Consider the following 19,814-nt stretch of genomic DNA (forward strand, 5'->3'; position numbering starts at 1 on the left):
TGATGCCTTCTTTTTTCGGTTATTCTTCTTCGTTCATTTCTTCGTAGGCTTCATCTGCCTTTTCACGTACACTTGCGTTCTTGTCTTCGGCGGGTTCAGGATTGCCTCCGCGAACGTAGCCCTTTTCCTTGGCAATTTCATCCGGAGTCTTGTCGGTGCCGAATTGCTGCTTGAAGTAAAGGATGTTGGTGGTGTAGCTGGTCTTGCCTGCGTAATCCAAGCCCACCACAGGGTTGAAGGATGCGCCCAGATGGAATGCGACTTCAAGACCGAAACGGAAGCCGTTGTTGCCCTTGACGGTTAAGTCGGGATTGATGGTCTGGCCGTAGAAGGCGCTTGTAAGTCCTGTGTTCTTGTCCAGAGCCATACAGGTCAGCTTTCCGCTGGAAGCCATTTCAGCAGACTGGTATCCCAGAGACATCATCACTTCAACAAACTTAACAGGCTTGTAACCGAGAATGAGGGAGATGTTTAGCGTGGAGATGTCCAGATCCAGCTGGCCCTTGTAATCTTCGGGACGGTAGCTAATGCTGCTGGTGTTGTATCCAAAGCCAAGGCTTACGTTCAGGCCCTGTGCCGCAGGGGGAAGCATGTACTGGAAGAAATGACCAAAGCTATATTGCAGGCCGAAACCGAAATCGCTGAAACCGCGAAGTTCGCTAATGGCGGGAAGCATCATCCAGCGAAGGACTGCGCGGGCGTGGAACATGCTAGCACCAATCTGCAGGTACGGATAAGTAAATACGCCCAGACCGTTCAAGGTTTCATTACCATAGACGCGACCATCATAGGGCTGTGTCATATCGTGGTTTTCGCCGAAGATGGTGGGATTGTCTGTGGCTACGCCCAATGCATTCTTTTCCTTGAAAGAGCGGTCATCATCGTTAATAGGAATGATGGAGATGGGAAGGCCCGCTTCAAAGCTAATGCTCTTGGCCACTTCTGCGCTTACGAACCAGTTGCTGTTCAGTACGTTGCCCAGATTGGTGATGATGGGCTTTACGTAACCGGGACGGTTGCCGTATACGGGAATCTTGCTGTCGAATGCAGCCAGGGATTCATAGGTGGATGCCCAGCCCTGGTCGTCCATAGCGAAAGATGCTGCGGAAGCGAGAAGGGCGACGATAGAAGAAAGTTTTGCGAGCTTTTTCATACGATCCAGTCTTTTAGATGAAAACCTTTAGAATTGATACTGAGCGGTAAGTGAAACCAAAATCATTGTCTGCCACATATCATGATTCATGGCATCGTCTTCGATGCGCTTGGCATCTACATCAAAAAAACAATTCTGGTAGAACTTCAATGCGGGGACCATGGCAATATGATCCGTAATAAAGTAGTGGATGTTGGCTATAAAACCGAAGCCTATGCCGGTAAAGTCTGCGTCATAGGTATCTGCCCCATAGAACAGGTTGTCGTCGGTCTTGATGCTTACAAGAGAGGCTGCTGCACCGAGGCCCGCCTGGAAAAATTCTGGCCAGAAAATGTTGTAGATGAATTCCACACCCAGGCGCATAATGCGGGTGTCTCTTTCCAAGGTCTGGTCCGGATAGGCAGTCAAGTTCTGTTCCGAAGTCCAGTACTGGAGATTCAGTGCCAGGGAAATTTCCTTGATATTTACGCCAAGGGCAAAATCGGTGCTGCCCAGGACGGACAAGGTGGAAGGGTGGAGGTTACCTTTGACTCCATTCTTGTCCTCCACTTTCAGGACGTAATCATTCATATCGCCTTTGGATACGAGAAGTCCAAAACCCGCTTGTCCAAAGAAAGTGACCGGCTTAGGTGCTGCCCAAAGGGTAGGCGCAAGCAGGAAAATTAGAGCGGAAATACCCTTGAGTAGTTTCATGATAGAAGTTCCTTAGAATTGGTACTGGATGGAAAGACCAGCGGTAAAGAAGGTTTGCCACTTGTAGGGATCCAGATCGCAAAGCTCAGAGGGCCCAGTGTAGACGTTCTTGAACCAGTTCTCGTAGATTTTTACAGAGGGTACAACGGCGATGTGATCTGTAAAGTAATAATGGGCGTTCAAGATAAAGCCAACGCCGGAACCAAGCAGTCGGGAACGGTATGATTCACCGTCCATATAAGCTGAATTACCGACGTAAATAGTGGTATAGGAATAACCGAGACCGAGTCCCACCTGGAAATCTTCCGGCCAGTTGAGGTTGTAGGTAAACTCAAAACCGAAACGCCACAGGGAAATGGCGGTGGGGTCTGGATCTTCGTAATCGGTTAAGCTTTCGGAGAGCGAGGAGTATTGGAACGTTACTGCAAGAGAGAAGAAACGCATGTTCACGCCAAGCTCAATTTCCGGAGAGGGAATGAGGCTTAAGTCGGGAGGATATACTTTCATCTTCTCGCCAGTGGTATCTTCCAGAGAGATGGCCCGTTCGTTCAAGTCCCCGTTGCTGTAGGCAACGTTAAAACCTGCCTTCACGAAGTAGGACTTGGGCCAGTAATCTTCAGCCCAGGCTTGCGTACAGAACAGACCTGCAAGCAACAAGAGAATGGATGCGATTTTCTTCATATTCTTTAGGGGCTAGGTTCTTAAATTCTAGACCCTGTACCCTATACCCTAGTTTCTAGTCTCTACTTCGCTGCGTAATAGAACATGGCGTCAATGCACTTCTTGGCGGCGACGCGGGTCTCTTCGTCCATTTCAACGCGCTGGGCTGCTTCCGGGTGACGGAGGGTTTCCAGGATGTTTTCAAGAGAGTTGGACTTCATGTACTTACACATGCTGCAGCTTCCGATGAAGGTCTTGTTGGGGAACTCGTACTGCATACGAGCGTTCAGACCGCATTCGGTAAGGAGCAGGAACGGGGTGTTTTCCGGTTGTTCCTTGATGTAGGTAACCATCTGGCCGGTGCTGCCCACGTAGTCGCTAAGGAGTGCTACGCCCGGGTGGCATTCGGGGTGGCTCACCACCTTCAAATTCGGGTTCTGGCTGCGGAAGAAGTTGATCAGTTCGGAATCGTAGGTTTCGTGCACATAGCAGCAACCGCTATGGAGGACGATTTCCTTCTTGATGTTGCGCTTCTTCATTTCATCAATCAAATTCTGACCCATGAGACCATCGGGGACAAAAACGATCTTATCGTTTTCCAGAGAGCTTACGATCTTCATCACGTTGGAACTGGTGACGCAAACGTCGCAGTTTGCCTTCACGTCGGCGGTGGTGTTGATGTAGCAGACGAAGGTGTGATCCGGATACTTTTCGCGGAGGGCGCGGACTTCGGCTCCGGTAATGGAGTCGGCCAGGCTACAACCGGTGAGGGGGCCGGGGATCAGAACGTCCTTGGTGGGGTTCAGGATCTTTGCGGTTTCGCCCATGAATCGCACTGCGGAGAACACGATGGTCTTGGCGTTCACCTTGGTGGCGTCCTGGCTCAGTTTGAAGCTGTCGCCGTCGTAATCGGCAACACCCAGGATGATTTCCGGGGCAACGTAACTGTGGGCCAGGATCACGGCGTCCCGTTCCTTCTTCAGTTCGTTGATTTCGTTGATGAGGGGGAGCATCTGCTCGCATTTTTCCATGGAGTAGGTGCAAAGGACAGCGCCAGGCTGGATAGTCTTAAGACGATTGTAAAGTTCTTCTGCAGTCATGCCGCCAAATATAGAAAAGTGCTTAGGAACTCATATCTCATATCTTGTATCTCGTAACTCATATCTCATATCTCGTAATTCATAACTTAATTGGCACGTCTTTTGCAACCTGTAAAGCGTTCAAATCAACAAAGATTTGAAAAATTACAGAATTTGTAAAAATAAGTGGTTTTTTATGCTTACGGATGGTTTAGCCAGTACAAGAAATGTAAAAGATAGCGAGTTAGGTTCCTACCTGATGAAAAATGCTCCCAAGTTTGAATATGGAACCTTGGTGGACGATCGCGATGGCGAAATTTACTGTACCGTAAAGATTGGAAATCAAGTATGGATGGCTGAGAACCTCCGGTATGTCAGTATTGGCGGTGTGGCCGATGACGATAAGGGCAGCTTTGTCTATGGGGAGGTGGAATCCAACGTAGATAAGTATGGCCGCCTATACACATGGGACGCCGCCCTGAAGGTGGCACCCGAAGGCTGGCATCTACCCTCGGATGAGGAATGGGGCGTGCTTTGTGATTATTTGGCCTCTCTCGGGGAGGACCTTCCAGGAAATGCCATGAAGGCCGCTTCCTTCTGGGAAGAAAAGTATGGCTTGTCTGTAGGGACCGATTCTTCGGGCTTTGCGGCTGTACCTGCGGGTGGCCGCTACAGCATGGGGTACTTCCATGACGCTGAACATCACGCCTACTTCTGGACTTCAGACTCGGAAGGTCGTGAATATGCCAAATATCGCAGCCTCTGTTGCCGGGGAGGTCGGGTTAGTTGCGATTATTCCTACAGAACTGACGCATTTTCCGTACGCTGTGTCCGTGATGTCTAGATAATGTTTCTAAATTTGCCTCGAGTGTGGTAAGTATATAACAGAAGGATCAGCTTCGGAGGTAATATGTACTGTTCCCATTGTGGCGAAAAGAATGAGGATGGCGTCCGCTTTTGCAAAAGCTGCGGAACCATGTTGTTCCAGTTTGCCCCTCCCACAATGCCCTACCAGAGTAGGCCTTATCCTCCCGCTGACAAGGATCCCCAAAACGTAAAGGATGCGAAGAACGTAAAGGACGCTCCCTCTAAGTTTAGGACTCCTCGAATTGACCTCCAGTCGGATGAAACGAAGCTGGAAACCTCCTCTGTGGAAGTTGCTAAGCAGAGCTCCATTAATCCCTTCGGCGATTCCATCGTTATTGAAGATGATGCCCAGAATCCTTTTGGCGAAACCGTTGAATCCGAAGAAGGTTCCGGAAATCACTGGGGCGCCCGCATTACCATGGTGCTGATGCTCATTGCAATGCTGGTGACAATCTTCGTGAATGTGGGGAGCAAGGCTAACCTGATTTCCGAAGGCAACAATTCGATTTATTCCATTTTCACAGTGATTTTCCTGGCGGGGACAATTCTCAGCGGCGTGCTGACCCTTCTCTTTACGCTGTTCAGCCCCTACAAGAATTCCAAGAAGATCGTGTTTATCCTGATCGCTTCCGTGGCTGGAGTCGTTGCTGAAACTGCTGCCGGAGCCGGTGGCAGTGCTTATGTTCCTGCAATCGTTTCCACTGTGGTATCCGTGTTGCTTTTGATTTTCAACAGCGGCCTTGCCATCAAGGATACCCTGGACGAAGAAATTGACTTCGGCACTACTGATACCGAAGTCAACAATAATCCCCTGCTGTAAACAGCGGATTTTACCCCGCAGGGCACAAGCGCCTGTATTTAAGCTTCGCCGATTCTCAACATCTTGATGAGAGGCATTCCTGCCTCCTTACATTCGTCCAGGTCGATTTCAAAATCGATACTCCAGTCGTTGAAATCTTCTTCGTCCTGAAGCATTTGCTGGATGTGCATCTTGTTCCCTTCGTAGGTAATGATGCTATGTTGAATGGCGCGTCCTTCTACGTCCATACGGAACGTGTGGTGTTCTGCGATGTAGCCTGCCATGATTTCCATCAGGCCGTTTTCGGTCCAGGGCTTTCCATTGCCGTCCACTAACATCTGGCCTTCTGCAAGATCGTCTGCCAGCAGGTCTAGCACATCGCCATAGGCTTGTTTCTGCAAGGCGCTCATAAGCTGGAAAATGCGCTGGCGAACCATCTTGACGAAACGCTTCTTGTCGTAGGTAATGTCGGCGGCGGCCTTGTCTGCGCCGAAGGCGGTTTCCAGTTCGGTGGCGCCTGCTGCGTCCATGCGCTTCTGGTAATCTTCCGGATGGGCCATCTTTTCCCATTCTTCCAGCAGGCTAGAGTCCGTACGACGAATCATATCGCCCAGGTAGTCTTCCATCTCGTGAAGTTCCTCGTTCTTGTAGCTTTCGGGAACGGTCTGCTGGAGAACTTTGTATACATAGTTCAGATGACGCAACAAGATGGCTTCCATGCGCTGGAGGCCGTACTGCTTGATGTATCCGCTGAAGGTGGTGAAGTTCTCGAACATTTCTCGAACGATGGACTTGGGCTCCACATTCACATCTACCCACGGGTGGGTTTCCGCGAAGCTGTTGTAGGTGTCGTAGATGAAATCCCGAAGGGGCTTGGGATACTCCACCTTTTCCACTTCTTCCACACGCTGGTTGAATTCCATTCCCTGCGCCTTCAGTTCGTCCATACGGGCGTTGCGGGCCTTGTTCTGCTGGATGCGTAAAATGGCTTCGGGATTTTCCACAATGCTTTCGCACAAAGTAATGACGTCCAGGGCGTACTCCGGACTTTCCTTGTCCAGACGGGGCAGCGTATCCAGCAGGTATAATGACAGGGGCTGGTTCATGGAGAAGTCATCCTGCAGGTCCATGTTCACCCGGACCTTGCTGTAGCCAGGGGCTACCTGCGGGGCAAATTCAATAATGTGGCCTTCCACCAGGGAACGGAACAGCTGGAAGGATCGCTTCTCCAGTTTCTTCTTGCTGGCCGCGGTTTCGTGACAGTCCTTCAGGAGGTTGCGCATGGCGCGGCAGCCATCCGTAGGTCTACTCAGGATGTTCAACAGCATGCCGTGAGATACCTGGAAGCTGGATGTCAGCGGTTCGGGAGCCGCCTGGATGAGACGTTCGTAAGTGCTCTTGTCAAAGGGAACGTAACCGTGTTCAGGAGGTTTCTTCTTCTGGAATTTCTTGCCGGTCTGTTTCGTCTTTGCTTCCAGCTTCAAGTTCTCGATAACGTGTTCGGGAGCTTGCGCTACGACGAATCCCACATCGTCAAATCCCTTACGTCCCGCGCGGCCTGCAATCTGGTGGAAGTCTCGTGCTGTAAGGATGGCTGTCTTGTCACCGCTGTATTTGCAAAGCTGGGTGAACAGCACCGTACGGATAGGCACGTTCACGCCTACGCCCAGAGTGTCTGTTCCGCAGATGACTTTCAGCAATCCCTTCTGTGCCAGCTTCTCGCAAAGGATTCTGTATTTGGGCAGCAGGCCTGCATGATGGATGCCAATGCCCTGCTTTAGCCAGCGTTTGACGTCGGGACCATAGGGACTACTAAAACGAACTTCCTTGATGGCCTCGTTAATCGCTTGCTTTTCTTCCTTGCTGCATAGGTCAAGGCTCATGAAATTCTGGGCGTTGCTGGCAGCCGCTGCCTGGGTAAAGTGAACTACGTAGACCGGGGCCTTGCCTTCGTTCACCAGTCGCTGAACCGTGTTGGAAAGTTCCTGTTCGGAGTAGGTGAAGTCCAGGGGAACCGGGCGCTGGGTGGATCGCACGGTGACGGATTCCTTGCCCGTGTGCTTGGTCATTTCCTTCTCGAAAAATTCCGTGGCGCCTACGGTTGCGCTCATGAGCAAAAAGCGGGTGTTGGGCATGGTCAAAAGCGGAACCTGCCAGGCTACACCGCGTTCCTTGTCGGAATAGTAATGGAATTCGTCCATGACCACGTCGGAAATGGTAGACTGTTCCCCTTCGCAGAGGGCCATATTGGCAAGAATTTCTGCGGTACAGCAGATAATAGGCGCGTCACGATTGACGGTGGCGTCACCGGTGGAAAGGCCTACATTTTCGGGGCCGAATTCCTTACAGAGGGCCATCCATTTTTCATTGACCAGGGCCTTGATGGGGCAGGTGTAGACGCTTCGACGGCCATGGGCCAGGCTATCAAAATGTAGAGCCAGGGCCACCATGGACTTTCCGGAGCCAGTGGGGGTATTCAGAATGACGTTTTTCCCGTCCAAAAGTTCCAGAATTGCTTCTTCCTGGGCCGGATAAAGGCTTGTTCCCTTGGCTTCCGCCCAACTCAGGAAGGATTCCAGAAGTTCTTCGGAAGAGGGAGTTTCTCCAGATTTGTTTGTTTGTAAGAAATCTTTCAAAAGGACGGCATTTTTTTCGGTCATATCATAAAGATAGCTTCTTTGAATCGTAAGAAAATGTTACATTTACCGCGATGAAAAATATTCTTGTAATTTGTACAGGCAACATTTGCCGTAGTCCTACAGGCGAATACCTCTTGAAAAAGGAGCTTGGTCCGGACTTCAACGTCATGAGCGCAGGTCTTGGCGCCTTGGTGGATCATCCCGCCCACGAAACCAGTCAGAAGATTGCTATGGAACATGGTGTGGATATGAGCGCCCACCGCGCCCGCCAGATCAACCTGGACATCTTGAAGTGGGCTGACCTGGTCCTGACGATGGAAAATGGCCATAAGCAGGAACTTCTTGCCAAGTATCCCTTCCTGGAGGGTAAGGTTTTCCGTTATGGCGATCCGCAGAGGGTCGATGTACCTGACCCGTACCGTCGTCCGGAAAGTGCTTTTGTCCTGGCTTGGAATTTTATCTCGAAGTTGACCCCGTATTGGGTCGAAAAGATTAAACAAAGCGAACAAAAATAACCCCATAAGGTGAATATGAAACGTTTGAGCGTGTTGTTTTGCGGTGCTGTAGCCCTTCTCATGAATGGCTGCGTATTTGCTCCTCAGATGCGAATGGATCTTCCTTCAGATTCTGCTGAATTCAATGGACTGACTGTTCGAGTTCATTCTATTGATCAGGGAGACTTTGGCCAGACTGTCGCTGCCAATGGTGAACAGGCAGATGACCTTGGCAATCTGAAGGAATTGATGGTCGACTCTCTGCCGGCCCTGGAATATCGCATCGGTCCTCTGGATATGGTCCAGGTGGTGGTGTGGGAACATCCGGAACTGACTTCCCCTATGGGTCAGTATCAGCCGGCTGGCCAGAAGGTGACCACCGATGGCACACTCTTCTATCCTTATGCGGGTGAAATCAAGGTTGCCGGTCTTACCGCCCAGGAACTCCGCAAGGAAATTACGACCCGTCTTTCCAACAAGATCCTGAACGATCCCCAGGTGGACGTTCGTGTCACGGGTTATAATAGCCTCCGTGCAACAGTGACTGGTGCAGTGAACCGTCCGGGTTCCATCTCCTTCTCTGAAGCCGCAATGACCCTTCCCCTGGCAGTGGCTGCTGCAGGTGGCTTCTCCGAAGAGGCTGATCCCGCAGGCATCCAGCTCCGTCGTGGAAACAAGGTTTATAGCATCAACTACATGGACGCCTTCAAGAATAACTTGCCTCTGGATCGCATCGTCTTGAATCCGGATGACCAGCTGTTCGTTCCTGCTCTTTCTGAAACACAGAAGGAAAATAAGGTCTATGTGCTGGGTGAAGTTGGCCGCGTGGGTGTGGTGAACTTGAACCACGGTTCTCTGTCCCTGGTGGAAGCTTTGGCTAATGCCGGTGGTCTTCAGGCTTTGAACGCTTCTGCTAGCTCCATCTACGTTCTTCGTAACTCTGGTGAAAAGCAGATTGATGTCTTCCACCTGAATGGCAAGAATGCAATGGCTCTTGCAATGGCCGATCGTTTTGATCTGAACCCCCGTGATATCGTTTACGTGGACGCTTCTGGTCTCGCAACCTGGAACCGTCTGGTTAGCTTGATCTCCCCGACTGAAATGGGTGTCTACTACGGTGTCCTTACTGGTGTTAATACCAATAACTTGGTTCATGCTCTTAAGGATTAATTATGATTAACTTGATTCTTTGTGGCGGTAATGGCACTCGCCTTTGGCCTGTAAGCCGTTCCCTTATGCCCAAGCAGTTTGCGCCGCTTTTTGACGGCCAGTCCCTCTTCCGCAAGACTGTGGTGACCAACTCCGCAGTTTGCGAATCTCAGTTTATCGTTTCCAATGCCGACCAGTTCTTCCTTGCTAAGGACCAGCTGGAAGCCGAAGGGAAGCATGGCAGCAAGTTCCTTCTGGAACCGGTGGGCCGCAATACCGCACCCGCAATTGCACTCGCTTGCTTGACTCTGGATCCCGAAGAAATCGTCCTGGTTTCTCCGTCCGACCATGTTATCCGCAAGAAGGACGAGTACAAGAAGGTTCTTCTCCGCGCCCAGGAACTTGCCAAGGAAGGCAACCTGGTCACATTCGGCATCACTCCCACTAGCCCGGAAACTGGTTATGGCTACATCGAGGCCGATGGCGAAAACGTAAAGCGCTTTGTGGAAAAGCCGGACCGCGCCACTGCAGAAAAGTACCTGCTGGCAGGTAACTTCTACTGGAACTCCGGTATTTTCTGCTTTACCGCAAAGACCTTCCTGTCTGAACTGGCTAAGCACTCTCCGGATATTCTCTCTGCTGCAAAGGGTGCTCTCGCCAACACTGCAATTGAAGCTGGCGAACCCATCCGCGTTTCTATGGATGACATGAAGGCTATTCCTTCCAACTCCATCGACTACGCCGTCATGGAAAAGTCCAGCATCGTGAAGGTTGTGCCCAGCGATATCGGCTGGAGCGATCTGGGCTCCTTCGATAGCCTCTATGGTGAATATCCCCACGACGAAAACGGCAACAACGTGAACCCCCGCCACATTGCAGTGGGTTCCAAGAACTCCCTGGTCATGGGTTCCCAGCGAGCTATCGCTACCATCGATCTGGACAAGATGTTGATCGTGGATACTCCGGATGCACTTCTCGTTGCTCCTCTCAGCAGCAGCCAGAAGGTAAAGCAGGTGGTGGAAGAACTGAAGGTTCGTGGCTCTGACTTGATCAGCGTTCCCCAGACGGAGAATCGTCCCTGGGGTACTTACTCCGTGCTGGAATCCACCGACCGCTACAAGATGAAGCGTATCATGGTGAAGCCGGGTAAGCGCCTCTCCCTGCAGAAGCACTTGCACCGTTCTGAACACTGGGTGGTTGTCAGTGGTACCGCTACTGTTACCGTAGGCGACAAGGTGTTCTACGTCCGTCCCAACGAATCTACCTACATTCCTGTTGGCGAAGTCCATCGCCTCCAGAACGAAGGCCGCCTCCCGCTGGTCATCGTTGAAATCCAGGTGGGTGAATACACTGGCGAAGACGATATCATCCGTATGGAAGATGACTTCCATCGCTGCAAGTAAGATGGTTTGAGCGAAATCACAGGCGGTCTGTTTTAGTGAACAGACTGCCTGTTTTTTATTTAGCTTAATGGAAAATGTTTTGGAAAAGGTAATGAATCGCTCTATCTCTAAAATTGCGCTTGCTTTTTGCTTGCTGACGGGAATTGCTGTAGCTAACGATGACTTCAATGTGAGTGTTTCTGCAGTGGGCGGCGTCTTTAACTTGATTGGCCTTAGCGAGTCAGGCGGTCCCAGAATCCTTCCCGGCGAAGGTGGAATGGGTGGCACGTTCAGTGTGGACGGAATGTTTCCGTTCTTTGCGGATATGAATTTGCGCGCAGGCCTTGCTGCGGAATACCGTGACTATCGCGGCACCGAATCGTTTACCTTAGACGGCAAAGAAAGGACCGATGACGTCATAGCGTCTTTACTTTATTTGGAATTGCCGGTGTTGGTTCGTACCCACGCATCTCCCACCGTTGTCGTGGAAGGTGGTCCCGTTCTTGGCATGAATGTCTTGGCTAAGTATTATGGAACCCATTACTCGGAAAAGCCGAAGTGGTCTGATCTTAAGGAAGTAAGCGACTTTGAATTGGGCTTTACGGCGAATCTCGCATTGCAGATGACAGATAACCTGGAAATGAGCCTTCGTGTCTCCTATATGATTACCGATGTGATGGACGAAGATGAAGTGGGCTATGACATTCCTTCACAGACATTCAAGTTCCAGGGCGGTTTTACCTATTGGTTCGGTGGCGGTCTCGCTCCCAAGAATCTGGATGAAAAAAAGACCTCGCTGTAGCGAGGCCTTTTTTTATTGCAATAGACTCTAAACCTGCGTTTAGAACTTTGCGGTCATTTTGTGAACGAAAAAGCCTCGTATTAACGAGGCTTTGTAGTGAGAGCAAAGTTCATTTGTAGGTTCTAAACCTGCGTTTAGAACTTTGCGGTCATTATTAGAACTGATCGAGGAAGCGCTGGTCGTTGCCGGTGAGCAAGCCAATTTCCGGGATTGCATGGCGCAGCATGGCGATACGGTCCAGACCGAAGCCGAATGCAAAGCCAGTGAACTTTTCACCGTCGATACCGCAGTTCTTGAACACGTTGGGATCAACAGAACCGCAACCGCCGATTTCCATCCAACCGGTGCCCTTGCAACGACGGCAGCCTTCACCACCGCAGAACACGCAGCTCACGTCCATTTCAGCGGAAGGTTCCGTGAAGGGGAAGAAGCTGGGGCGGAAACGGGTCTTGACACCTTCGCCAAAGAGCTTGTTCATGAATACCTGAAGAACGCCCTTCAGGTCTGCAAAGGAAATGTTTTCATCCACAACAAGACCTTCGCACTGCTGGAACATGGGGGCGTGGGTAGCGTCGTTGTCAACGCGGAACACATGACCCGGAGCAATCATGCGGAAAGGCGGCTTGTGGGTTTCCATGTAGTGAATCTGGGTACCGCTGGTGTGGGTACGGAGCATCACCTTGTCATCCACGTAGAAGGTGTCCTGCATGTCGCGGGACGGATGATCGGGAGGAGTGTTCAATGCTTCGAAGTTGTACCAGTCGGTTTCGATGTCGCGACCGAAGTCCACTTCAAAGCCCATCTGGCTGAAGAAGTCGATGATTTCTTCGCGGACGTCGTACAGCGGGTGAGTGGAACCGGCGGGAATGCCTGCGCCAGGAAGGGTGGTGTCCACGCTACCGCTGGAGAGCTTCTTTTGAAGGGCTGCTTCGTTTGCGGTTTCAATAGCCTTTTCAATTTCTTCGGAGACGGCAACCTTTAGTTCGTTGACCAGCTTACCGAAAGCCGGCTTTTCTTCGGGAGGAAGAGTGCCCATCTGCTTCATCAGGTCGGTGACCAGACCCTTCTTGCCCAGATACTTCACGCGGAGATTGTTCACCGCTTCTTGATTCGTAAGGTCAGTTTGCGCAAGTTCTGCGTCAAATGCCTGCTTAACGTTATTAATAGCTTCCATAGTGCGGGAAAAGATAGAAAAATCTTGCCGGGCACAAGTACCGGTTCTACGCTCGGTATTTAATTTGCGCCGAGGATGTGGACGATTACGGGTTTGTTCTTGCCGTTCTCGGTCTTGTGGATGGTGAGTGCGCCGGTGGAGTCGTAACCGAATTGCTCGCCTACACGTTCACCGTCTATGTAGGTGAGGGAGTCTTTCAGAACGCCGTTCTTGTACCAGTTACGCCAGATGCCGTTACGCTTTCCGTTTTTCCAGGTCCCTTCGGAGGCGAGTTGGGGGAGGATCCCTTTTGCGTTACTGGTGGAATCTTGATTATAGAAACTGCGACTTTCGGTGTGCTCGCCATAGACCCATGTTTCTTCGTATGTTAAGTCGTGTCCTTCGCGTTTGTATCTCACGGTCCCATTCAGAACAAATTCTTCCGGACTTGTAGACATGGAACTGGATTTCATTTTCACGAAGGTGGATTCCGCACAGACTTCCTTTCCGCATACGCCGTAGTCCTGACGGTGATTCGAACCGTTTTCGTCTAGAATTTCAAGGCTTTCGACAATCTTGTTACCTTCGCTATCGAACCAGGTCCATACGGAATCTCGAATACCTCCTTTCCAAAACTCCTGCTTCATAATCTTGCCGTTCCCATAGAAAAGCGTTCGGGGACCGTGCTTGTGACTGCAATCCATTTGCGTTTCATTTTTTCCCATGGCGATGCAACGCTGGATATTTTCCAGTACTTTCACAGTCTTCCCGTTGGGATAGTACTCTAGATGTAGTCCTCCAGGGAATCCATTACGACAATGATCTTCGATTTCGAGATTCCCGTCAAAGGAATATTTTTTTAGGACGCCTTCCGGAACTTTTCTAAAACAGCTGTTCTCTTCGGCAATTTTTCCGTTGTTGTGCCATTTCTTCCAGACTCCGATGGAATCTCCTTCGTCGCTGTAATGTTCTTCAAAGGCGGGGGAGCCGTCGGGAAAGATGCCGTAACAATCCCCAACCTCATGGTCGTCCTTATAATAGCGGGTGGACTGTTTTTTCTTGCTGCTAAAGAAGGTGTTCCATTCGCCTTCCCGCTTTCCTTTCTGGTAGTAGCCTTCCAGAACCACATCTCCCAGATAGGTCCATTGTCTCACAAGACCATGGGGCAGGTTGTCCTTAAATTCTACTTCTCTTTTCTTGATGCCATTATTGTACCATTCGTTCTGCTTTTGGATTTCCCCATCGGGATAGACCCAGAACGAAGTTTTTTTGGAACCGTCGGCGTATGTTTCCACCACTTGTTCTTCGGAACGCACGAAATGACATCCCCAAAGCAGGGATATAGTGCAAAAAAGACCGATAAAACGAGAGGTATGCATACAACTGAAAGTAGAAAATATTTAATTTCTAGAGGAAATGGACGAAAAGAACAAATCTATTGCAAGTACATTCAATACTAAAATCCGTACCTCCTGGGTATGGCTTGTTCTTGCCATTACAGTAGGCCTTACAATCCTGTTTTACGTTTCCCAGAAACCTCAGGTAATCGTGTACGCCAGCTTCACGAAGGCCCTGTCGGATTACCGCCTTCAGGAGGCGCATGTGATGCGATTGATGGATCGCGTCCGAGTGGGATTTGATGTGGACACCGTTGCAGTACAGGCCCAGTCCATGACGCTTCGTGAAATGGCGGTTTCCTATTCTCGCGAGGTGGACCAGCTTCGCAATCTTGGAGAGCGTGCTCCCTCTAATGAGACCGTAAATCGTTTTGAAAAGGAAGTGCTTGGGAAGGTGGCCAGCCTTCGCCGTTATGCCCATCGTCGCACCCTGTGGTTTGAATCTTGCACCAAGCTGGAACGCATCGTGGGAGAACAGCAGGATTCTCGAGTCCGCGATGGATTCCGCGAGGCGCTACACATGGCTCGAAGCGGTCGTATTGTCGTGGTGGGGCCCGAGGAATTGCAGGCTCTTCCGGATTCCGTCCGGGGGCCGATGGCGAATCTTTTCCAAGAAAATGAAGAGCTTTCCATGGCCTGGCGAAGCTTTGACAATGACATGGCTGCCGCCTATAGTGAAGACATGGGTCGTTTCTTCCAGCAGGAAAGTTTGGATGAAATGTCCTTGAAGTCCAGGATTCCCATGGCATTCTACTTCTTGTCCCTCGTGTTGCTCTTGTCTACTTTCTTCTTTGCACTTTACGCCCGTCGGTAGGTTCTCGTGTCCTTTTTCTCTCGCCGTAAACCTGTATTTTTAAATTTTGGCCTTCTGTTTATTTTTGTGGCGGGCTGGATTTTCTCCTATATGTCCCCTGCCATAAAGGGTATGCTTTCCAGTGACGGATTCATGCTGAAGGACTTCGAGATGGAAGACCAGCTGTTCTTTGGTACGGTGACTCGTGCTACGGTTCCCAGCATTTTTGGCGGTACCGACATTCCGTTTTTTGACAAGGTGAATTTCCAAATTAACGAGGATGAAAACGCCAACTTTGTTCTTTACGCTTCTCAGGAAATGCTGGACGAAATGTCCGAATGGTTTAGTTTTGGCGCCGTAAACGCAAGTGTCGTTCCTCTGGAAATTAGGGCTGCCCGATTGGATGACAATACCTATGTGGTTCATTCCCTCGCCTCTACCGATGGGGAGATGGATGTGGAATCCCTGGTGGTGAATTACCAGTTTTACTACGCCTTTGTGGGCTTGACTCTTGTTCTTGGCCTTGGGCTAGTGGGGGTGGCTCTGCTGATCCTTTGGTTCGCAGTAAGACGCCGCTAGTATTTTTTTATTCCCCAAGAAACGTCGTGTTTAGAACAACATATTATATCGCGATCGTACTTCTCGTTGCGATTCACTGTTGGGGCGCAACCATAAAGGATACTCTGGTGGTTCGCGCTGCCAGCGGGGCCGAAAGTCAGGTGGGCTTCTGGAAAAACGGGAACAAGACCGCTCCTGTGGCAGTATGGTTTCATGGGGGCATGACCAGTGGAAACTGCCAGAAGGGGCTGGTGGCCGGAGACGATCTTTCCCTCTTGTTGCCGAAGTATACCGTTATCAGCGCTTCCGCCTGCAGGGATAAACACTGGGTTGCACCTACGGCTATGGAATGGGTGGACGCTGCTCTGGATTCCGTTGCCGCAAGTCGCAAGAATCCGGTGAACGAAGTAAACCTCATTGGCGTTTCCGATGGTGCGTTAGGTGTAATTGCCTATTCCATGAACGGCCGCCGTAAGGTCAATTCCCGCACGTTGATTAGCTCCTTCGGGAAAATGCTGGGGGAGGCCTCTGCTGTCGCGAAGCACCCGCGGGCCAAAACGGGCAAGTGGCTTTTCCTTCAGGGTGGTTCCGACCGGCTTTACCCCTCTCAGGAAACTGTTCCCTGGATTGAAACTTTCTGTAGGAATGTGGGGGTGGAATGCGACCTGAAGTATGATCCGCAGGGTGAACATGACTGGTTGTATTGGAAAAACAACCATAAAGACTGGATTTTGAAACTTTTTTAAGAAAAATTGGTCTTCGCCCCTTGACAAAATCATAAAAAATTACAAAATTTGGCACACTAACCTGCGGATGTGGCGGAACTGGTAGACGCGCTAGATTCAGGTTCTAGTGATCGCAAGGTCGTGGAGGTTCAAGTCCTCTCATCCGCACTGAAAAAACTCATCGGAAACGATGAGTTTTTTTTATATAAAAACGAGATGCAGAGGGCGGGGCTGTCCCCCGCCCTCGAGCTCCCGCCCCCAGCTAATGATGCGCTTTGCTTATCATTAGCGGTGTTTTCGGGATGTTTCGTCTGGGCATTTCTTGAGGAAGGCGGGGGCTGTCCCCGCCCTCTGGACTCCCACCCCAGCTAATGATGCGCTTTGCTTATCATTAGCGGTGCGCTTTTTCTAGCTTTGTCTTTATGAATCCTGCGGACGATAGTTTTGAAGAGTTCTTCACCCAGGCGTTTTCTACGGAAACGCTGGAGGGTGGCTGTTGCCGCCTGGTAGGGATTTCTTTGTCGGACCTGCGGGAAACGGAATGCTGCGACGAGTCCCGAGGTATGGGCCATCGGGAGAATCGCCCGATGTCGCCGGAGGCTGTATTCCAGCTGGTGCGGAACTCGGAAGACTTCCTGGCGGAACACCTCCCGTGGGTGCGGGGCGTTACCGTCCCCGAGATCGCCAAGCGGATGCGCAGCTGGATTTTTGCGGAACAATACGGACAGGGCGGTTGCTGGGGCATATTCCCGAAGGTTCCTGCGACGGAGCCTACCTGCGGTAAGTCTGATGAATTGGCCGGCTTTATCATGGCGGAATTCAACTTGAAAAATCATTCCGCAGCCCTTAGCTACTGGCTTTCTAAGGATTATACAGGTCGCGGTCTTATGACGGATGCCGTGAGGACTCTTTCCCGATACTGTTTTGTCGTTTTAAAACTGAATAGATTGGAGCTTTCTGTATCCGTGACGAACGAAAAAAGTCGTGCTCTTGCTACCCGCTGCGGCTTCCTTGAAGAAGGAATAAGTCGCGATTTTGAACGAATAAACGGCATTTTTGTGAATCATTGTCGTTTTTCTCGCCTGGCTCGGGACGAATAATCTCGTGGTTCCTAGTGGTTACAAATGTTTACTTGGGTAAACGGGATTCTTTAATTAGTTTTGCGATTTCGGCCGTTTCGCTTCTATCTTTTAAGTTATGGAAAATGGAGAAAAGAAGGTTTTAACTGAGCCCGATGTGCTGCAGTACACGAACTATCGCGTGTACCTTCGGGACTATTACGAATACAAGAAGTCGACAACAGCCGCCTTCAGTCTTCGCTTCTTTGCGGAAAAGGCTGGTCTTTCCAGTCATGCCCATTTGAAGCTGACCATCGATGGCAAACGAAATATCACCAAGAACACGGTGACTAAGCTGATCCACGGACTTGGTCTTGAAAATCAGCGCGCTGCTTATTTTGAAAGTCTGGTATTCTTTAACCAGGCAACTACCGACGAAGACAAGAAAGTTTACTACGCCCAGCTGGTAAAGGCTAGCCCCCGTTCCAAGCTTCATAAGATGGACAAGGCCCAGCTGCGTATCTTTAAGGAATGGCATCATTCCGCAATTTTGGAAATGGTGGGTCTCAAGGACTTCCGTCCTATCCCTGACCAGATTTCCAAGCGCCTCCGCGGTCTTATCACTCCCGCACAGGCCACTGAATCCCTGAACCTGCTGTTGGAACTGGGTCTTCTGGTGAAGACTGCCAACGGTTATCGTCAGAGCGATCCCCTGATTACTACCGACGACGAGGTCCAGGATATTATGGTGAAAATGTATCATAACCAGATGCTGGCTCTTTCCGCACGCATGCTGAATGACCTTCCGGGGCCCGAAAGAGACGTTTCTGCCCTTACTTTCGGAATTAAGCGATCGGATTTCGCCAATTTGAAAAAACATTTACAACTAATGCGAAAAGAACTACTAGATTTCTCTGCAAAAGCTGGAGAAGCTGAAGACGTTGTCCAAATCAACCTACAGCTGTTCCCTCTTACCCGAGGAGTGTGATGAGATTCTTTTTGCCAAAATTTCCCAGTGCGGTACTAGCAGGCCTGGCCCTTGTGGCCGGAGTCCTTTCTGGCTGCTCCGAGGACAAGACTGCTGGCATCGAGATTGGAAATCCGGATATAGCGGATAAGGATACGACCGATGTAGGTTCTCCCGAGGGGCCGGTCGTTGTGTCTGGTATTCCCTTGACCGCGGACTTTACAGTGGATTACGCAGAACTTGGAACTGTGGTTGCTACAAAGTCCCTGCTGAAGGCTGCTGCGGAAGACGAACCTGTACTGCTGGATTCCTTCGATCTTAATTTGACAGAAGTGCGTACTTATGCAAGCTACTATAAGTACATGGATGATTACGATGCTACCAAGGGTATGCGCGTATGGCCTGAAAGGGTTGAATCATCTTCTGACGAGGAACCGCTGGAAGATTCTTCTGCACTCCTAATCTCCTTTACGAAGGAAACTTACGTAGACGATGCCTTTAAGAATATCGACTTGATGGATGGCGGCTACCTGAAGGAAATCGGCGTGTCCTTTGCGCCTTATGTGGCTGACGATATCTACGGCCGCGTCATGATTGATGGAGAGTATGTTCCCTTCGTCTATGATTTGACTGACTTCCAGTCTCTGCAGTTGCGTTATCATTATTCTCAGATTGCAATCGATTCTGTGAATAAGGTCGCTAATTTGTCTGTGGTATTCCGCGCCAAGCTCTTTACTGAAGGTGTTGATTTCTCCAAGGCGAATATTTCTGAGGACGGCGTAATCTACATCGACCGAAAGAACAACTCGGATATCTGGGATGAGCTGAATGAACGATTTGTGCCTAGCTTCCAGCCTTTGCGCTACAATTATGTAAATGCTGCAAACGAAGATAGTACAGCCTATGTGGCTGACATCTGGAAGGGCATTGCGGCTGATGTGGGTGAGAACACCTTGATCAATGGAAACTTCAAGTCTCCCTTCACTACGGACTGGATTTTGGTGACTCAGTTTGGCGGCAAGGCTGATTCCTCTGTGATTGTGGAAAAGAATGGCGATCGCATCATGAAGGTGGATGTCACTGCAGGTGGTGACAGTTCCTTCAGTGTGCAGCTTCTTCAGGAAAATGTGGCACTCATTGCAGGAGTCAAGTACCAGTGTGTATTCACCATCTGGTCCGATGTGGCGGATTCCATTACCGCACGTATTGGTTCCTACGATACCTACAAGACGGTTGGTTTCTCTAAGCATGTCTATGTGGGCAAAACGGGACAGTCCATCCAAATCGAATTTACACCCGAAGTGACGGATCCCTTTGCTCGCTTTGAACTCAATCTGGGCAAGAAGAAACGCTGGTTCAAGATTAAGGATGTTCAGGTCCTTCGCCAGAATTAGATCACTGGTTTAAAGCAATGAAAATTCAGAAACGTCGCTAGTAAAATCTGGC

19 protein-coding genes and 1 tRNA gene are annotated in these 19,814 nt (G+C 50.2%); 13 read left to right on the forward strand and 7 right to left on the reverse strand.

The annotated features are described in order from the left end of the window. Positions 1-19: 19 nt before the first annotated feature. The 4 genes from BUB59_RS09395 to nadA form a co-directional block, all read right to left on the reverse strand. Positions 20-1,153, reverse strand: coding sequence for a DUF6588 family protein (locus BUB59_RS09395; RefSeq protein ID WP_073229089.1), 1,134 nt, complete (start codon positions 1,151-1,153; stop codon positions 20-22). A gap of 27 nt (positions 1,154-1,180) precedes the next feature. After that, positions 1,181-1,846, reverse strand: a complete 666-nt coding sequence (locus BUB59_RS09400; protein ID WP_073229091.1) for a hypothetical protein — start codon at positions 1,844-1,846, stop codon at positions 1,181-1,183. 12 nt (positions 1,847-1,858) lie between these two features. Continuing rightward, the gene (locus BUB59_RS09405) at positions 1,859-2,527 is read right to left on the reverse strand and encodes an outer membrane beta-barrel protein (RefSeq protein WP_073229094.1); all 669 of its coding nucleotides are present in this window, start codon (positions 2,525-2,527) and stop codon (positions 1,859-1,861) included. Positions 2,528-2,589: 62 nt separating this feature from the next. After that, a complete protein-coding gene (nadA, locus tag BUB59_RS09410) occupies positions 2,590-3,606 on the reverse strand; it encodes a quinolinate synthase NadA (RefSeq protein ID WP_073229097.1) in 1,017 nt (338 codons plus the stop codon). 175 nt (positions 3,607-3,781) lie between these two features. Here nadA and BUB59_RS09415 point away from each other — a divergent pair, with 175 nt between their 5' ends. Further along, on the forward strand, positions 3,782-4,429 hold the full coding sequence (locus BUB59_RS09415) for an FISUMP domain-containing protein (RefSeq protein ID WP_083540268.1): 648 nt from the start codon (positions 3,782-3,784) through the stop codon (positions 4,427-4,429). A 66-nt stretch (positions 4,430-4,495) separates the two neighbouring features. After that, complete coding sequence (locus tag BUB59_RS09420; RefSeq protein WP_073229103.1) at positions 4,496-5,272, forward strand: zinc ribbon domain-containing protein; 777 nt, start codon at positions 4,496-4,498, stop codon at positions 5,270-5,272. Between the two features lie 38 nt (positions 5,273-5,310). Here BUB59_RS09420 and BUB59_RS09425 read toward each other — a convergent pair whose 3' ends face one another. Beyond that, positions 5,311-7,911: a DEAD/DEAH box helicase gene (locus tag BUB59_RS09425; protein WP_073229106.1), complete on the reverse strand. Its 2,601-nt coding sequence runs from the start codon at positions 7,909-7,911 to the stop codon at positions 5,311-5,313. A 50-nt stretch (positions 7,912-7,961) separates the two neighbouring features. On the opposite strand from BUB59_RS09425, the gene BUB59_RS09430 reads away from it, so the two are divergent. From BUB59_RS09430 to BUB59_RS09445, 4 genes are all read left to right on the forward strand, one after another. After that, entirely contained in the window at positions 7,962-8,405 is a 444-nt protein-coding gene (locus tag BUB59_RS09430) for a low molecular weight protein-tyrosine-phosphatase (protein WP_073229108.1), read from the forward strand. Positions 8,406-8,420: 15 nt separating this feature from the next. Beyond that, positions 8,421-9,554, forward strand: coding sequence for a polysaccharide biosynthesis/export family protein (locus tag BUB59_RS09435; RefSeq protein WP_073229111.1), 1,134 nt, complete (start codon positions 8,421-8,423; stop codon positions 9,552-9,554). 2 nt (positions 9,555-9,556) lie between these two features. After that, positions 9,557-10,936: a mannose-1-phosphate guanylyltransferase/mannose-6-phosphate isomerase gene (locus BUB59_RS09440; protein ID WP_073229114.1), complete on the forward strand. Its 1,380-nt coding sequence runs from the start codon at positions 9,557-9,559 to the stop codon at positions 10,934-10,936. 91 nt (positions 10,937-11,027) lie between these two features. Beyond that, positions 11,028-11,717: a hypothetical protein gene (locus BUB59_RS09445; protein ID WP_143160317.1), complete on the forward strand. Its 690-nt coding sequence runs from the start codon at positions 11,028-11,030 to the stop codon at positions 11,715-11,717. Positions 11,718-11,871: 154 nt separating this feature from the next. Here BUB59_RS09445 and pheS read toward each other — a convergent pair whose 3' ends face one another. After that, positions 11,872-12,891 (reverse strand): phenylalanine--tRNA ligase subunit alpha, encoded by a 1,020-nt coding sequence (gene pheS, locus BUB59_RS09450; protein WP_073229120.1) that lies wholly within the window; start codon positions 12,889-12,891, stop codon positions 11,872-11,874. A 59-nt stretch (positions 12,892-12,950) separates the two neighbouring features. After that, complete coding sequence (locus BUB59_RS09455; protein ID WP_073229123.1) at positions 12,951-14,249, reverse strand: toxin-antitoxin system YwqK family antitoxin; 1,299 nt, start codon at positions 14,247-14,249, stop codon at positions 12,951-12,953. Positions 14,250-14,286: 37 nt separating this feature from the next. On the opposite strand from BUB59_RS09455, the gene BUB59_RS09460 reads away from it, so the two are divergent. The 7 genes from BUB59_RS09460 (at position 14,287) to BUB59_RS09490 (ending at position 19,762) form a co-directional block, all read left to right on the forward strand. Further along, positions 14,287-15,081, forward strand: a complete 795-nt coding sequence (locus BUB59_RS09460; protein ID WP_073229125.1) for a hypothetical protein — start codon at positions 14,287-14,289, stop codon at positions 15,079-15,081. A 90-nt stretch (positions 15,082-15,171) separates the two neighbouring features. Beyond that, positions 15,172-15,639, forward strand: coding sequence for a hypothetical protein (locus BUB59_RS09465; RefSeq protein WP_143160318.1), 468 nt, complete (start codon positions 15,172-15,174; stop codon positions 15,637-15,639). Positions 15,640-15,665: 26 nt separating this feature from the next. Then, positions 15,666-16,364, forward strand: coding sequence for a hypothetical protein (locus BUB59_RS09470; protein WP_143160319.1), 699 nt, complete (start codon positions 15,666-15,668; stop codon positions 16,362-16,364). 63 nt (positions 16,365-16,427) lie between these two features. Then, a tRNA-Leu gene (locus tag BUB59_RS09475) sits at positions 16,428-16,511 on the forward strand. A 254-nt stretch (positions 16,512-16,765) separates the two neighbouring features. Then, complete coding sequence (locus BUB59_RS09480) at positions 16,766-17,443, forward strand: GNAT family N-acetyltransferase (RefSeq protein ID WP_083540269.1); 678 nt, start codon at positions 16,766-16,768, stop codon at positions 17,441-17,443. 97 nt (positions 17,444-17,540) lie between these two features. Continuing rightward, positions 17,541-18,389, forward strand: coding sequence for a TIGR02147 family protein (locus BUB59_RS09485; RefSeq protein ID WP_073229134.1), 849 nt, complete (start codon positions 17,541-17,543; stop codon positions 18,387-18,389). An 11-nt stretch (positions 18,390-18,400) separates the two neighbouring features. After that, positions 18,401-19,762, forward strand: a complete 1,362-nt coding sequence (locus tag BUB59_RS09490; RefSeq protein ID WP_159433357.1) for a carbohydrate binding domain-containing protein — start codon at positions 18,401-18,403, stop codon at positions 19,760-19,762. Positions 19,763-19,814: the final 52 nt, after the last annotated feature.

The organism is Fibrobacter sp. UWEL, from assembly GCF_900142535.1.
GTDB lineage: Bacteria > Fibrobacterota > Fibrobacteria > Fibrobacterales > Fibrobacteraceae > Fibrobacter.

Coding starts and splice junctions, on each gene's coding strand:
- BUB59_RS09420 (WP_073229103.1), top strand. CDS start 4,496: ATGTACTGTTCCCATTGTGGCGAAAAGAATGAGGATGGCGTCCGCTTT.
- BUB59_RS09405 (WP_073229094.1), bottom strand. CDS start 2,527: ATGAAGAAAATCGCATCCATTCTCTTGTTGCTTGCAGGTCTGTTCTGT.
- BUB59_RS09440 (WP_073229114.1), top strand. CDS start 9,557: ATGATTAACTTGATTCTTTGTGGCGGTAATGGCACTCGCCTTTGGCCT.
- pheS (WP_073229120.1), bottom strand. CDS start 12,891: ATGGAAGCTATTAATAACGTTAAGCAGGCATTTGACGCAGAACTTGCG.
- BUB59_RS09480 (WP_083540269.1), top strand. CDS start 16,766: ATGAATCCTGCGGACGATAGTTTTGAAGAGTTCTTCACCCAGGCGTTT.
- BUB59_RS09460 (WP_073229125.1), top strand. CDS start 14,287: ATGGACGAAAAGAACAAATCTATTGCAAGTACATTCAATACTAAAATC.
- BUB59_RS09435 (WP_073229111.1), top strand. CDS start 8,421: ATGAAACGTTTGAGCGTGTTGTTTTGCGGTGCTGTAGCCCTTCTCATG.
- BUB59_RS09465 (WP_143160318.1), top strand. CDS start 15,172: ATGTCCCCTGCCATAAAGGGTATGCTTTCCAGTGACGGATTCATGCTG.
- nadA (WP_073229097.1), bottom strand. CDS start 3,606: ATGACTGCAGAAGAACTTTACAATCGTCTTAAGACTATCCAGCCTGGC.
- BUB59_RS09430 (WP_073229108.1), top strand. CDS start 7,962: ATGAAAAATATTCTTGTAATTTGTACAGGCAACATTTGCCGTAGTCCT.
- BUB59_RS09485 (WP_073229134.1), top strand. CDS start 17,541: ATGGAAAATGGAGAAAAGAAGGTTTTAACTGAGCCCGATGTGCTGCAG.
- BUB59_RS09415 (WP_083540268.1), top strand. CDS start 3,782: ATGCTTACGGATGGTTTAGCCAGTACAAGAAATGTAAAAGATAGCGAG.
- BUB59_RS09445 (WP_143160317.1), top strand. CDS start 11,028: ATGAATCGCTCTATCTCTAAAATTGCGCTTGCTTTTTGCTTGCTGACG.
- BUB59_RS09425 (WP_073229106.1), bottom strand. CDS start 7,911: ATGACCGAAAAAAATGCCGTCCTTTTGAAAGATTTCTTACAAACAAAC.
- BUB59_RS09400 (WP_073229091.1), bottom strand. CDS start 1,846: ATGAAACTACTCAAGGGTATTTCCGCTCTAATTTTCCTGCTTGCGCCT.
- BUB59_RS09455 (WP_073229123.1), bottom strand. CDS start 14,249: ATGCATACCTCTCGTTTTATCGGTCTTTTTTGCACTATATCCCTGCTT.
- BUB59_RS09395 (WP_073229089.1), bottom strand. CDS start 1,153: ATGAAAAAGCTCGCAAAACTTTCTTCTATCGTCGCCCTTCTCGCTTCC.